Here is a 14,561-nt window from a genome sequence, read left to right on the forward strand (position 1 = left end):
AGCCCCCGCCGGCCGAATCCGGCGGGGGCTCCGGGTGCGCGGGCGTACCGGGGGAGGGGCGACGCGCCCCGGCGTGGCGGTACTCCGCGAACACGCCGGAATCGCCAACTTCCGTAACTTTCGGGGAGTTTGGGGTGAGTTGCTGCGTTATTGTAATGCGTGCCACACCCCGGCGCGGGGCCGGGCGTTGTACAACGTAAGCTGTACCGGTGCTGATTCGCGGCAAGTGGGGCGATACTGCCTCGGGATTTCGCCCGTGGACGGTCCATCGCTCCGGCGGACCGGCGGCGTGTCCGAAATGGGATGTATTGGGTCAGCAGTGTAGAACGGGAGATGTGACGGCAATGGCTACGGGAACTCTCCGGCTCCGAGATGCTTCCGCCGTCCCCGCACCGGGCCGTCCGCGATGACCGGCACCCGGCACGTGCGCCCCGACGCCCACACGCGCACCACCCTCGACAAGGCCGCCGACGAGAATTTCCCGGTGGCTCCCTTCTTTCTGCCGCGCGCCTGGCGGGACGACCTGATGGCCGTCTACGGCTATGCCCGTCTCGTCGACGACATCGGCGACGGCGACCTCGCCCCCGGTGACGCCGACGCCCGCCTCCTCGGCCTCGACCCCGCCCTGGCCGACGACCGCCTCGCCGTGCTCGACGCCTTCGAGGCCGACCTGCGCCGCGTCTTCGACGCCTCGGGGGACGGTCCGCGCCACCCCATCCTGCGGGCGCTGGCCCCCACCGTGCGCCGCCGCTCGCTCACCCCCGAGCCCTTCCTCGGGCTCGTCGAAGCCAACCGGCAGGACCAGCTCGTACGGCGCTACAAGACGTACGACGACCTCCTCGCGTACTGCGAGCTGTCCGCCAACCCCGTCGGCCGGCTGGTCCTGGAGATCACCGGCACCGCCAGCCCCGAACGGATCCGCCGCTCGGACGCGGTCTGCACCGCCCTGCAGATCGTCGAACACCTCCAGGACGTCGGCGAGGACCTCGGCCGCGACCGGATCTACCTGCCCGCCGACGACATGGCGCGCTTCCACGTCGAGGAGGCCGACCTGGCGGCGCCGTCCGCGAACGCCTCGGTGCGCGCGCTGATCGCCTACGAAGCGGAACGCGCCGGGTGCCTGCTCGACGAAGGCGCCCCGCTCGTGGGCAGCGTCCACGGCAGGCTCAAGCTGCTGCTCGCCGGTTTCGTCGGCGGTGGACGCGCCGCCCTCACGGCGGTCGCGGCCGCCGGCTACGACGTACTTCCCGGACCGCCCAAACCCACCAAGCTGAGTCTGCTGCGCGCAGTGGGAGCTGTCTTGCGACGAGACCGAAGAGAGGGGTGATCCGGCCCGTGGAGGGACTCACGCAGATGTCCGCACCGGTACTCGCCGCGTACAGCTACTGCGAGGCAGTGACCGGAGCGCAGGCGCGCAATTTCGCGTACGGCATCAGGCTGCTGCCGACCGACAAGCGCAACGCCATGTCCGCGCTGTACGCGTTCTCGCGGCGCGTGGACGACATCGGCGACGGAGTGCTCGCGCCCGAGGTCAAGCAGGTGCGGCTCGAAGAGACCCGCGCGCTGCTCGACCGCGTCCGGGCGGGCGCCGTCGACGACGACGACACCGACCCGGTCGCCGTGGCGCTCGCGGACACGGCGCGCCGCTTCCCGATCCCGCTCGAAGGTCTCGACGAACTCATCGACGGCGTCCTCATGGACGTGCGCGGCGAGACCTACGAGACCTGGGACGACCTCAAGGTCTACTGCCGGTGCGTCGCGGGCGCCATCGGACGGCTCTCCCTGGGGGTGTTCGGCACCCAGGCCGGCACGCTCTCCACGGAACGCGCCTCCGAGTACGCCGACACGCTCGGCCTCGCCCTCCAGCTCACGAACATCCTCCGCGACGTCCGCGAGGACGCCGGGAACGGCCGCACGTACCTGCCCGCCGACGACCTCGCCAAGTTCGGTTGCTCGGCCGGTTTCCACGGCGCGACCCCGCCCGACGGGTCCGACTTCACGGGCCTCGTCCACTACGAAGTGCGCCGCGCCCGCGCCCTGTTCGCCGAGGGCTACCGGCTGCTTCCCCTGCTCGACCGGCGTTCCGGCGCCTGCGTCGCCGCCATGGCCGGCATCTACCGCCGGCTCCTCGACCGCATCGAGCGCGACCCCGGGGCCGTGCTGCGCGGCCGGGTCTCGCTGCCCGGACACGAGAAGGCGTACGTCGCCGTGCGCGGTCTCTCGGGGTTCGACGCCCGTACCGTCTCCCGGCTCCACACCAGGAGGCGTGTCTGATGCGGCCCGTCGCGGTCGGCGGGACGGACACGCACAAGGAAGGCGCAACCCCCCGGCGGGCCGGCGCGTCCCCGACTGCAGCGGCCCGCAGTCCGTACACCGTCGGCGAGGCCCGGGGGGAGAGCGCATGACACGCGGCACGACGGGCTCCGTGTCCCCCGCGCCCGCGGGGCCGTCCGCACACGCGGTCGTCGTCGGAGGAGGACTGGCCGGCGTCACGGCCGCGCTCCGGCTGGCCGACGCCGGGATGCGGGTGACGCTGCTCGAAGGGCGCCCGCGCCTGGGCGGCCTCGCGTTCTCGTTCCGCCGCGGCGACCTCACCGTCGACAACGGACAGCACGTCTATCTGCGCTGCTGCACCGCCTACCGGTGGTTCCTCGACCGGGTGGAGGGCGCCGGACTCGCGCCGCTGCAGAGCCGCCTCGACGTACCCGTGCTCGACGTCGGCCGCAGCGCCGGGCCCCGGCTCGGGCGGCTGCGCCGCACCGGGCTGCCCGTACCGCTGCACCTCGCGGCCGGCCTGGCGGCGTACCCGCACCTCTCCCTCGCCGAGCGTGCGGGCGTCGGACGGGCCGCGCTCGCCCTCAAGAAGCTCGACCCGGCCGATCCCGCCCTGGACGGTGTGGACTTCGCCACCTGGCTGGGCCGCCACGGGCAGTCCGGGCGCACCATCGAGGCGCTGTGGGACCTCGTCGGCGTCGCGACGCTCAACGCGACCGCGTCCGACGCCTCGCTCGGCCTCGCCGCGATGGTCTTCAAGACCGGCCTGCTCTCCGAGCCCGGCGCGGCCGACATCGGCTGGGCGCACGTACCCCTCGGCGATCTGCACGACACGCTCGCCCGCAAGGCACTCGACTCGGCGGGCGTGCGGACAGAGCTGCGGACCAAGGTCACCTCCATCTCCCGTTCGGCGAGCGGCGGTTGGGAGGTGGACACGGCGGGGGAGCGGATCGGGGCCGGCACCGTCGTGCTCGCCGTGCCCCAGAGCGAGACGCACGCCCTGCTGCCCGGGGGTGTCATCGACGACCCCGACCGGCTGCTGGACATCGGCACCGCGCCGATCCTCAACGTCCATGTCGTGTACGACCGCAAGGTGCTGCGCCGGCCCTTCTTCGCCGCGCTCGGCACCCCCGTCCAGTGGGTCTTCGACCGTACGGAGTCCTCCGGGCTGAAGGGCGGCGGGCAGTACCTCGCCGTCTCCCAGTCGGCCTGCCAGGACGAGATCGACGCGCCCGTGGCCGAGCTGCGCGCGCGCTATCTCCCGGAGCTGGAGCGGCTGTTGCCCGCCGCCCGCGGCGCGGGCGTGCGCGACTTCTTCGTCACCCGGGAGCGGACAGCGACGTTCGCCCCCACCCCCGGCGTCGGACGGCTGCGCCCCGGCGCCCGTACGCACGCGCCCGGCCTGTACCTGGCCGGCGCGTGGACCGCCACCGGATGGCCCGCGACCATGGAGGGTGCCGTGCGCAGCGGCATCACCGCCGCCGGCGCGGCGCTCCGCGAACTCGGCCGCGCCCATGAACATCCGTTGCAGGAGGCGGTATGAGCACTGGCATTGATACAAGAGGAGAGCCTGTGACCCCGGTGAATCCGGTGGACAACACCACGGTGGACATCGCCGCGCTTCTGGAGCGCGGCCGCACCCTGTCCACGCCGGTGCTGAAGGCCGCCGTGGACCGGCTCGCACCGCCCATGGACACCGTCGCGGCCTACCACTTCGGGTGGATCGACGCACAGGGGCGGCCCGCCGACGGCGACGGCGGCAAGGCCGTGCGCCCGGCGCTCGCGCTGCTGTCCGCCGAGGCGGCGGGTGCATCGCCCGAGGTCGGTGTCCCCGGTGCCGTCGCCGTGGAACTCGTGCACAACTTCTCCCTGCTCCACGACGACCTGATGGACGGCGACGAGCAGCGCCGCCACCGCGACACCGTGTGGAAGGTGCACGGCCCCGCGCAGGCGATCCTCGTCGGTGACGCGCTCTTCGCGCTCGCCAACGAGGTGCTGCTGGAGCTCGGCACCGTCGAGGCGGGGCGCGCCACGCGCCGGCTCACCACCGCGAGCCGCAAGCTCATCGACGGCCAGGCGCAGGACATCTCCTTCGAGCACCGCGAGCGGGTCACCGTCGAGGAGTGCCTGAAGATGGAGGGCAACAAGACGGGCGCGCTGCTCGCCTGCGCCGTCTCCATCGGCGCGGTGCTCGGCGGGGCGGACGACCGTACGGCCGACACGCTGGAGGCGTACGGCTACCACCTCGGTCTCGCCTTCCAGGCCGTCGACGACCTGCTCGGCATCTGGGGCGACCCCGACGCCACCGGCAAGCAGACCTGGAGCGACCTGCGCCAGCGCAAGAAGTCCCTGCCCGTCGTCGCGGCGCTCGCCGCGGGCGGCGCCGCCTCCGAGCGGCTCGGTGAACTGCTCTCCGCCGACGCCAAGAGCAACGAATTCGACAGCTTCTCCGAGGAGGAGTTCGCCACCAGGGCGGCTCTGATCGAGGAGGCGGGCGGCCGCGAGTGGACGGCGCAGGAAGCCCGCAGGCAGCACGCCGTCGCCATCGAGGCGCTGGACGGCGTCGACATGCCCCCGCAGGTGCGTGCGCAGCTCACCGCGCTCGCGGACTTCGTCGTCGTACGGAAGAGATGATCAGTATCCGCCTCATATGACTCGCAGTCGCCGGCCGGTGTCAGGGAAACCGGGCGCCGGCCGACGTCGGACCCCAGCACAGCAGAGAAACCAACTGCACGAAGGGGAAACCATGACAGCGACGACCGACGGAAGCACCGGGGCCGTGGAGCCCCGCGCAGCCGCGGCCAGCGAACTCACCGACAACACCGCCGGCGCCGGCCTCGCCCCGTCCGGCGTCCTGGACGCGGCACGGCGGGCCACGGACCGCGCGGTCGAGCACCTGCTCGCCCAGCAGGACGCCCAGGGCTGGTGGAAGGGCGACCTCGAGACCAATGTGACCATGGACGCCGAGGACCTGCTGCTCCGTCACTTCCTGGGCACCGAGGACGACAGGACCCTCCGGGCCGCCGCGCTCTTCATCCGCGGCGAGCAGCGCGACGACGGCACCTGGGCCACCTTCTACGGCGGACCCGGCGACCTCTCCACCACCATCGAGGCGTACGTCGCCCTGCGGCTCGCCGGAGACCTGCCGGGCGACCCGCACATGGCGCGTGCCGCGGCCTGGATCAGGGATCACGGCGGCATCGCCGCGAGCCGCGTCTTCACCCGCATCTGGCTCGCGCTCTTCGGCTGGTGGAAATGGGACGACCTGCCCGAGCTGCCACCCGAGCTGATCTTCCTCCCCTCGTGGTTCCCGCTCAACATCTACGACTTCGGCTGCTGGGCCCGGCAGACCATCGTGCCGCTGACCGTGGTCTCGGCGAAGCGTCCCGTACGCCCCGCGCCGTTCGCGCTCGACGAGCTGCACACCGACCCGCGGGTGCCGAACCCGCCCAGGGGGCTCGCCCTGCCGACCGGCTGGGAGGGTGCTTTCCAGCTGCTCGACAAGGCCCTGCACGTCTACCGCAAGGTCGCGCCCGCCAGACTGCGCGACGCCGCGATGAACAGCGCGGCGCGCTGGATCATCGAGCGGCAGGAGAACGACGGCTGCTGGGGCGGCATCCAGCCGCCCGCCGTGTACTCCCTGATCGCGCTCCACCTGCTCGGATACGACCTGGACCATCCGGTGATGCGCGCCGGACTCGAATCGCTCGACCGGTTCACGGTGTGGCGCGAGGACGGCTCCCGCATGATCGAGGCCTGCCAGTCGCCGGTCTGGGACACCTGCCTCGCCATCATCGCCCTGGCCGACGCGGGGGTGCGCCCCGACGACCCGGCGCTCGTCAAGGCGGCCGACTGGATGATGAGGGAGCAGATCGTACGGCCGGGCGACTGGGCCGTACGCCGGCCCGGACTGGAGCCGGGCGGCTGGGCGTTCGAGTTCCACAACGACAACTACCCGGACATCGACGACACCGCCGAGGTCGTCCTGGCGCTCCGGCGCGTCGCGCACCCGGACCGCGGGCGCATAGAAGCGACCGTCGAGCGCGCCGTCCGCTGGAACCTCGGAATGCAGTCGAAGAACGGTGCCTGGGCGGCATTCGACGCCGACAACACCAGCCCCTTCCCCAACCGGCTGCCCTTCTGCGACTTCGGTGAGGTCATCGACCCGCCGTCCGCCGACGTCACCGCGCACGTGGTGGAGATGCTGGCGGTCGAGGGCAAGGCGTACGACTCGCGGACCCGGCGCGGCATCGAGTGGCTGCTGGCGCAACAGGAACCCAGCGGCGCCTGGTTCGGCCGCTGGGGTGTCAACTACGTGTACGGAACGGGATCGGTGGTGCCGGCGCTGACCGCGGCCGGACTGCCCGCCGCCCACCCGGCGATCCGCCGTGCCGTCGGCTGGCTCGAGTCCGTCCAGAACGACGACGGCGGCTGGGGCGAGGACCTGCGGTCGTACCGGGAGGCCCGGTGGGCCGGGCACGGTGTCTCGACCGCCTCGCAGACCGCCTGGGCGCTGCTGGCCCTGCTCGCCGCGGGGGAGCGGGAGCGCAGGTCCGTCGAGCGGGGGGTCGCCTGGCTCGCCGAGACCCAGCGGGAGGACGGTTCCTGGGACGAGCCGTACTTCACGGGCACCGGGTTCCCCTGGGACTTCTCCATCAACTACAACCTCTACCGCCAGGTCTTCCCGCTCACCGCGCTCGGGCGGTACGTCCACGGAGAGCCCACCTTCCCGGGCCTTCGGCAGGGGACCTGATGAGCCGGTCCCCGGCGCTCCCGGGGTCCGTGCCGCTGCTGATCGCCTGCGCGCTCGGCATCGAACGGTTCGCGCTGCGCGGCGGTGACCGCGAGGGGGCCCCGGGACCCGTGACCGTACTCCGTACGGGCATGGGTCCCGGGGCGGCCGAGGCGGCCGTCAGCAGGGCGCTCGGCCCCGGCCGCCCGGCCGGGGACGCCGCCGTCATCGCCTCCGGTTTCTGCGCCGGGCTCGTCCCCGGCATGCGCCCCGGGGACCTGGTCGTCGCCGACGAGACCCGCGGCCCCCGCGGCAGCACGGCCTGCACGGGCGTGGAGCTGCTGGCCGGGGCGCTGGCCAGGGCGGTGCCCGGGCGCACCGTCCACACCGGCCCGCTGACCGTCTCCGACCACGTCGTACGCGCTCACGAGCGGGCCGGGCTGCGGGCCACCGGGGCCATCGCGGTGGACATGGAATCCGCCGCCACGCTCTGGAGCGCACTGCGGGCGGGGCCGCGTCCGGTTGCGGCCGTACGAGTGGTCGTGGACGCTCCAGAACATGAGCTCGTGCGCATGGGGACGGTCCGGGGTGGAATATCGGCCTTCCGTGTTCTTCGCGCAGTCCTTCCGGCTTTCTTCGAATGGCACCGTTCTTTGCTGCTCCCCAGGAGGTGAGCTAGATGGCCATGCCACTCCGTCAGACCATCAGGGTCGGGACGTACCTCGTAGAACAGAAGCTCCGCAAGCGTGAGAAGTTTCCGCTCATCGTCGAGCTGGAACCCCTCTACGCCTGCAACCTCGCATGCGAGGGCTGTGGCAAGATCCAGCACCCGGCAGGGGTTCTGAAGCAGCGCATGCCCGTGGCCCAGGCCGTGGGCGCGGTACTCGAATCGGGCGCTCCGATGGTCTCCATCGCGGGCGGCGAACCGCTGATGCATCCTCAGATCGATGAGATCGTGCGGCAGCTGGTGGCGAAGAGGAAGTACGTGTTCCTCTGCACCAACGCGATGCTGCTGCGCAAGAAGATCGAGAAGTTCACGCCTTCGCCGTACTTCGCCTTCGCCGTGCACATCGACGGGCTGCGCGAGCGGCACGACGAATCGGTGGCGAAGGAAGGCGTGTTCGACGAAGCGGTGGAAGCGATCAAGGAGGCCAAGAAGCGCGGCTTCCGGGTCACCACCAACTCCACCTTCTTCAACACCGACACCCCGCAGACGATCATCGAGGTGCTCAACTACCTCAATGACGACCTGAAGGTGGACGAGATGATGATCTCGCCCGCCTACGCGTACGAGAAGGCCCCCGACCAGGAGCACTTCCTCGGTGTCGAGCAGACCAGGGAACTGTTCCGGAAGGCGTTCTCCGGCGGCAACCGGCGGCGCTGGCGGCTGAACCACTCGCCGCTCTTCCTGGACTTCCTGGAGGGCAAGGCGGACTTCCCGTGCACGGCGTGGGCGATTCCCAACTACTCGCTCTTCGGCTGGCAGCGGCCCTGCTACCTGATGAGCGACGGATACGTTCCGACGTACCGGGAGCTCATCGAGGACACCGACTGGGACAAGTACGGGCGGGGCAAGGACCCGAGGTGCGCCAACTGCATGGCGCACTGCGGCTACGAGCCGACAGCCGTGCTCGCCACCATGGGCTCGCTCAAGGAGTCGCTGCGCGCGGCCCGCGAGACCGTCTCGGGAAACCATGGGTGACGTGATGAACGCCGGTGGCCCGGGGAAGTCCGGGCGCCGGCGAGCAGGACGACGACGAGGTGACAGAGGCCGCGAAGGCGGTCTTTGCCACCGGCACCCCGGCCCGCACCGGCGTGATCACCGGAGGCGGGTCACCCCCGTCCCGGTGGCCGGGAGGTCCGGCCCCGCCGGCGAAAGCTGAGGAGAGCGCGCGATGACGGACGGCGAGCCGAAGGGATTCGACCTGGCGGGGCTCCTCGCCGAACGCGGGGCCGAGCGCTACGAGCTGCATGCCAGGCACCTGAACCACCAGCTGCCGCGCATGCTGCGCACCATCGGCTTCGACAAGGTCTACGAGCGCGCCGAGGGCGCCTACTTCTGGGACGCGGAAGGCAACGACTACCTCGACATGCTCGCGGGCTTCGGCGTGATGGGCCTCGGCCGGCACCATCCCGTCGTGCGCAAGGCGCTGCACGACGTCCTCGACGCCTCGCTCGCCGACCTGACGCGCTTCGACTGCCAGCCGCTTCCCGGACTGCTCGCCGAGAAGCTGCTCACGCACAGCCCGCACCTGGACCGGGTGTTCTTCGGCAACAGCGGCACGGAGGCCGTCGAGACCGCGCTGAAGTTCGCCCGGTACGCGACGGGCAGGCCCAGGATCCTGTACTGCGCCCACGCCTTCCACGGCCTGACCACGGGCTCGCTGTCGGTGAACGGCGAGGCGGGTTTCCGGGACGGATTCGCTCCGCTGCTGCCCGACACCGCGATCGGGCTCGGCGACCTGGACGCCCTGGAGCGGGAGCTGAAGCGGGGCGACGTGGCCGGATTCGTCGTCGAGCCGATCCAGGGAAAGGGCGTGCACGAGTCCCCGCCGGGATTCCTGCGCGCCGCGCAGGAGCTGCTCCACCGCCACAAGGCGCTGCTGATCGCCGACGAGGTGCAGACGGGCCTGGGCCGGACCGGAGACTTCTACGCGTACCAGCACGAAGAGGGGGTGGAACCGGATCTGCTGTGCGTCGCGAAGGCGCTCTCGGGCGGCTACGTCCCGGTCGGTGCGACCCTCGGCAAGGACTGGATCTTCAAACGCGTCTACTCCTCCATGGACAGGGTCCTGGTCCACTCGGCCAGTTTCGGCTCCAACGCCCAGGCCATGGCGGCGGGCCTCGCCGTTCTCACGGTGATGGAGGACGAGGAGATCGTCGCGAACGCCCGGCGCTCGGGCGACCTGCTGCGCGAGCGGCTGACCGCGCTCGTCGGCCGCTACGAGCTGCTGCACGACGTGCGCGGGCGCGGCCTCATGACCGGCATCGAGTTCGGCCGGCCCAGCTCGCTGAAACTGCGCAGCCGCTGGGCCGTGCTCCAGGCCGCCCGCAAGGGACTCTTCGCGCAGATGGTCGTCGTGCCGCTGCTCCAGAAGCACCGCATCCTCACCCAGGTCTCCGGCGACCACCTCGAAGTGATCAAGCTGATTCCGCCGCTGATCGTGGGGGAGAAGGAGGTGGACCGCTTCGTCGGCGCGTTCACCGCGGTGATGGACGACGCCCACAGCGGCGGCGGCCTGATGTGGGACTTCGGCAGGACGCTCGTGAAGCAGGCGGTGGCCAACCGGTGATTTTGCCTCTGAGGCAAAATGTTTGCCTCAGAGGCAATGCCTCTGGCCCAATGGAGGCATGACCCCCCGGCCCGAAGAGACGGCCGAAGGACTGCCTTCGGTCGCACCACGCCTGCGCGACCTGCGCCGCCGCAGCGGCCTCACCCTGGAGGCGGCCGCGCGCCGCGCCGCTCTCTCACCCGCCCACCTGTCCCGTCTGGAGACGGGACAGCGCCAGCCCTCGCTGCCGATGCTGCTCACACTGGCCCGTGTCTACGGTACGACGGTGTCCGCGCTCCTCGGCGAGACGCCGGGCGAGCGGGACGCCGTACTGCGCGCGGACGAGGCGCAGCCGCGGGAGGCCGACGGCTGGACGTACCACCGGGCCGGCGGCCCGGGGCGGGCCATGCAGGCGCTGCGGGTGCACGTGCCGTACGGCGCGCAGGGGGACCTGGTGCGGGTCCACCCCGGTGAGGAGTGGCTGTACGTGCTGTCGGGGCCCCTGCGCCTGGTGCTCGGCGAGAGCGTCCACCGGCTCGATTCCGGGGACAGCGCGCACTTCGACTCGCTGACCCCGCACCGCATCGCGGCCGCCTCCCCGGACGGGGCCGACCTGCTGTTCGTCCACACCTTGCTGCAGAGCGCCACCGCCGCGCTGTGCCTGCCCCAGGAGACCTGAGATGCCGGAAGACAAGACCACAGCCCGCCGCTTCGTGGAGGACAGGATCCCCAGGGGCCTGGCGATCCGCGTCTTCGTGTACGTCGTCGCGGGCCACCTCTTCGCGGCCTTCGTCTACCTGCTCTTCACGCTCGGCGGCTCACGCTGACACCGGCTGCGCTCAGCTCTCGTCGAGCAGGCGCATCCGCAGCCGCTCGCGGACCCCGGGGGTGACGTTCAGCCCCTCCGCGAGGTAGCGGTCGGTGGTGCCCCAGGTCTCCTCGATCGTCTCGAAGGCCGCGGCCAGGTACTCCGCGCGGGCCTCGAAGAGCGGGTTGAGCAGCTCCATCACCTCGGAGGACATCCCGGCGGGCGAGCTGTCGCTGCGGTGCACCTTGTAGCGGCGGTGCGGGTCGTTCGACTTCAGGTAGTCGGCCTCGATGGCGTCGCGCTCGACGCCGACCGCGAGCAGGGTCACGGCTATCGACAGGCCCGCGCGGTCCTTGCCCGCCGCGCAGTGCATCAGCGCGGGGACGCTGTCCTCGGCGAGAGCGTGCAGCACCCGGCTGTGCTCGGCCGTACGCCCCCTGATGATCTCCCGGTACGTCGCCGACATCCGGTCGGCGCCCTTGTCGTCCGAGAGGATCTCGCGCAGCTCGTCGAGGTTCCCGTCGCGGACCATCTTCCAGAACACGGCGCCGTCGGCCGGGTCCGTCAGCGGCAGATTCACATTGCGCACACCCGGCAGCTCGATGTCCGGGCCCTCCAGCTTCTGGTCCGCCTCGTTGCGGAAGTCGAAGACCGTGTGGAGGCCCAGCGAACCGAGGAACGCCGCGTCGGCGGCGGTGGCGTGTGCCAGGTGGCCGCTGCGGAAGAGCACTCCGTACCGGACCCGCCGCCCGTCCACGGTCGGCAGACCGCCCACGTCACGGAAGTTGCGCACCGCGGCAAGCTCGGGTTCGGGCTCTGTCGACGGGACCTGCGGCAGCTGCTGTGTCACGTGGGCTCCTGAAGTCTGCCGTCGGCGCTGCTCGCCGACTTCGGCGCGTTTCGACGATACGACATGGGTACCTGGGGCAAGCATCTCGGCCGTCGCCGTGCGGGCGTTGCCCCGGGGCGGCAGGACGGCCAAGATGTTCGCACCTGTGCCGATCCGAGGGGACTGCATGATCGAGACCGGCGGCAACGGCCGTACCTGGCTGCTCTCCGGGGCGGCCGGCAGCTACGCGCTGCACCTCACGGACCGGGACGAACTGGTCCATCTGCACTGGGGGCCACGCATCTCCCTCGCCGACGCCGAGTCCCTCGCCGCCGAACCTCCGCCGCCCTACTGGCCGTTCGAGTCGCAGCTCGACGGGCGTGAGGAGTACCCCGTCGAGGGCGGGCCCCGCTTCGTGCGCCCCGCCCTGTCCGTGCGTACGCCCGAGGTGCGCGGCACCGAGTGGCGCTACGAGGGATCCGCCGCGGCGGGCGACGAACTGCGGCTGCGCTTCACCGACCCCGTGCACCACCTCGGCCTCACCCTGCACTACCGGATGCGCGAGGACTCCGACGTCGTCGAGCGGTGGGCCACCGTCGCACACGAGGGGCCGGCCGGCGCCCCCGCCCTGGAGCTGCTGCGGGCCGACGCCGCCGCCTGGACACTGCCCCGGCGCGAGCGGTGGCGGCTGAGCCAGCTGCACGGCCGGTGGGCGGCCGAGTCCCGGCTCGTACGCTCCGCACTCACCCCCGGCGAGAAGATCCTGGGCAGCCGCCGCGGCCACACCGGGCACCAGCACCTGCCGTGGGTCGCGCTCGACGCGGAGGGCGCGACGGAGGAGAGCGGCGAGGTGTACGGCTGCGCGCTCGGCTGGTCCGGGTCGTGGCGCATCGCCGTACAGCAACTGCCCGACGGCACCGTGCAGATCACCGGCGGGGCGGGGCACGACGAATCGGGTCTGCTGCGGCTGGCGCCCGGCGGAACGTACACCACACCCGTCTTCGCGGGACTGTGGAGCGAGGGCGGGTTCGGCGGCGCGAGCCGTGCCTGGCACGCCTGGCAGCTCGCGCACGTCGTCCCCGGCGCGGACCGCGAGCGGCCCGTCCTCTACAACTCCTGGGAGGCGACCGGCTTCGACATCTCCGAGGAGCAGCAGCGCGTGCTCGCGCGGCGGGCCGCCGACATCGGCGTGGAGCTGTTCGTCGTGGACGACGCCTGGTTCGGCGCCCGGACCAGCGACCGCGCCGGGCTCGGCGACTGGACGCCGAACCCGGACCGCTTCCCCGGCGGACTGGGGCCGCTCGCGGACGAAGTGCACGGCCTGGGCATGCGGTTCGGGATCTGGGTCGAGCCGGAGATGGTGAACGCGGACAGCGACCTGTACCGGGCGCATCCCGACTGGGTGCAGCACCATCCCGGCCGCACCCGCACCGAGTTCCGCAACCAGCTCGTCCTCAACCTCGCGCGCGGCGACGTCCAGGCGTACCTCTGGGACCAGCTCCACGGGCTGCTGTCGAGCGCTCCCGTCGACTATGTGAAGTGGGACTTCAACCGCTGCTTCACCGACGCGGGCTGGCCGGGCGAACCGTATCCGCAGAAGCTGTGGACCGAGCATGTGCACGCGCTGTACGCGCTCCTCGACCGGCTGCGGGCCGCGCATCCGGACGTCGCCTTCGAGTCCTGTTCGGGGGGCGGCGGCCGGATCGACCTCGGGATCCTCTCCCGTACCGACCAGGTGTGGACCTCCGACAACACCGACCCGCTGGACCGGCTCGCCATCCAGCACGGCTTCAGCCAGCTGCACCCGGCGCGGGCGATGGCCGCCTGGGTCACCGACAGCCCCAACACGCAGCTCAACGGGCGGGTCAGTTCGCTGCGCTTCCGCTTCGTGAGCGCGATGGCGGGGGTGCTCGGCATCGGCGGCGACCTGGCCGGGTGGAGCGAGGACGAGATCGCCGAGGCGCGCGAGTGGGTGGACCTGTACAAGGAGATCCGGCCGGTCGTGCAGCACGGCGAGCTGTACCGGCTGCGGGCGCCCGAGGGCGGGCTCAGCGCGGTCCAGTACGTACGCGGGGACGACACCGTCGTCCTCGCCTGGCTCCAGGCCCAGCATTACGGCGAGCAGCAGCCTCCGCTGCGCCTGCGCGGGCTCGACCCGGACGCGGCGTACGCCTGCCTGGACACCTCGGCCGTGCACCGGGGTTCCGTACTGCTCCACCGGGGACTGCGCACCGCGCTGCGCGGTGATCTCGATGCCGCGGTCTTCCGGCTGAGGAGGGTCTGAGCCCTGCTCCTTCTTTCTTCGTCCCGTGTCCTTCCCGCTTCCCTTTCCCCGCCCTTGCGGTCCCCGGTCAGGGGGATGAGTTGCATTTGGGGCGAAACGGGCGATTCCGGGACAACTTCCTTTGTGGGGCCGGGAAATGGCAGAGGCAGCTGGTGAGCAGGATCATATTCGTGACAGTACGTGGCGAAGCTCCGTGTGCAAATGCCAGTTCACGGGCGGTGTGTAAAGATCCGTAATCCACGGAGGGTGACGGGAATTCCGTGGTGAATTCCCGTCAGCCAATGTCCGTGTGAATGGACCGGCTTGTACGGGGGAGCCCCGTCGGCTTACGGTCACCGCAATCCGGGTGGACCGCCGAATCC

12 protein-coding genes are annotated in these 14,561 nt (G+C 71.5%); 11 read left to right on the forward strand and 1 reads right to left on the reverse strand.

From position 1 onward, the window contains the following. Positions 1-406: 406 nt before the first annotated feature. The 10 genes from hpnC to ACWD0Y_RS28405 all read left to right on the forward strand — a co-directional run bounded on the left by hpnC (position 407) and on the right by ACWD0Y_RS28405 (position 11,105). A complete protein-coding gene (gene hpnC / locus ACWD0Y_RS28360) occupies positions 407-1,327 on the forward strand; it encodes a squalene synthase HpnC (protein WP_450263167.1) in 921 nt (306 codons plus the stop codon). 26 nt (positions 1,328-1,353) lie between these two features. Then, positions 1,354-2,274, forward strand: a complete 921-nt coding sequence (gene hpnD, locus ACWD0Y_RS28365; RefSeq protein ID WP_450263168.1) for a presqualene diphosphate synthase HpnD — start codon at positions 1,354-1,356, stop codon at positions 2,272-2,274. Between the two features lie 127 nt (positions 2,275-2,401). Further along, on the forward strand, positions 2,402-3,817 hold the full coding sequence (gene hpnE / locus ACWD0Y_RS28370) for a hydroxysqualene dehydroxylase HpnE (RefSeq protein ID WP_450263169.1): 1,416 nt from the start codon (positions 2,402-2,404) through the stop codon (positions 3,815-3,817). Continuing rightward, positions 3,814-4,908, forward strand: coding sequence for a polyprenyl synthetase family protein (locus ACWD0Y_RS28375; RefSeq protein WP_450263170.1), 1,095 nt, complete (start codon positions 3,814-3,816; stop codon positions 4,906-4,908). The genes hpnE and ACWD0Y_RS28375 overlap by 4 nt, the downstream gene beginning before the upstream one ends. 112 nt (positions 4,909-5,020) lie before the next feature. Next, the gene (gene shc / locus ACWD0Y_RS28380) at positions 5,021-7,027 is read left to right on the forward strand and encodes a squalene--hopene cyclase (protein WP_450263171.1); all 2,007 of its coding nucleotides are present in this window, start codon (positions 5,021-5,023) and stop codon (positions 7,025-7,027) included. Then, positions 7,027-7,680, forward strand: coding sequence for a phosphorylase family protein (locus ACWD0Y_RS28385; RefSeq protein ID WP_450263172.1), 654 nt, complete (start codon positions 7,027-7,029; stop codon positions 7,678-7,680). Before shc ends, ACWD0Y_RS28385 begins: the two co-directional genes overlap by 1 nt. A gap of 5 nt (positions 7,681-7,685) precedes the next feature. Beyond that, positions 7,686-8,708, forward strand: coding sequence for an adenosyl-hopene transferase HpnH (hpnH, locus tag ACWD0Y_RS28390; protein WP_450263173.1), 1,023 nt, complete (start codon positions 7,686-7,688; stop codon positions 8,706-8,708). A gap of 193 nt (positions 8,709-8,901) precedes the next feature. Then, positions 8,902-10,299 (forward strand): aspartate aminotransferase family protein, encoded by a 1,398-nt coding sequence (locus ACWD0Y_RS28395; RefSeq protein ID WP_450263174.1) that lies wholly within the window; start codon positions 8,902-8,904, stop codon positions 10,297-10,299. 58 nt (positions 10,300-10,357) lie between these two features. Continuing rightward, positions 10,358-10,957, forward strand: coding sequence for a helix-turn-helix domain-containing protein (locus ACWD0Y_RS28400; RefSeq protein WP_450263175.1), 600 nt, complete (start codon positions 10,358-10,360; stop codon positions 10,955-10,957). Between the two features lies 1 nt (position 10,958). Beyond that, positions 10,959-11,105, forward strand: a complete 147-nt coding sequence (locus ACWD0Y_RS28405; RefSeq protein WP_176709941.1) for a DUF6126 family protein — start codon at positions 10,959-10,961, stop codon at positions 11,103-11,105. Positions 11,106-11,117: 12 nt separating this feature from the next. On the opposite strand, the gene ACWD0Y_RS28410 is transcribed toward ACWD0Y_RS28405, so the two are convergent. Further along, positions 11,118-11,936 (reverse strand): tyrosine-protein phosphatase, encoded by an 819-nt coding sequence (locus tag ACWD0Y_RS28410; protein WP_450263176.1) that lies wholly within the window; start codon positions 11,934-11,936, stop codon positions 11,118-11,120. Between the two features lie 166 nt (positions 11,937-12,102). Here ACWD0Y_RS28410 and ACWD0Y_RS28415 point away from each other — a divergent pair, with 166 nt between their 5' ends. Beyond that, entirely contained in the window at positions 12,103-14,199 is a 2,097-nt protein-coding gene (locus ACWD0Y_RS28415) for an alpha-galactosidase (RefSeq protein ID WP_450263177.1), read from the forward strand. Positions 14,200-14,561: the final 362 nt, after the last annotated feature.

The sequence above is a fragment of the Streptomyces altiplanensis genome, from assembly GCF_053591575.1.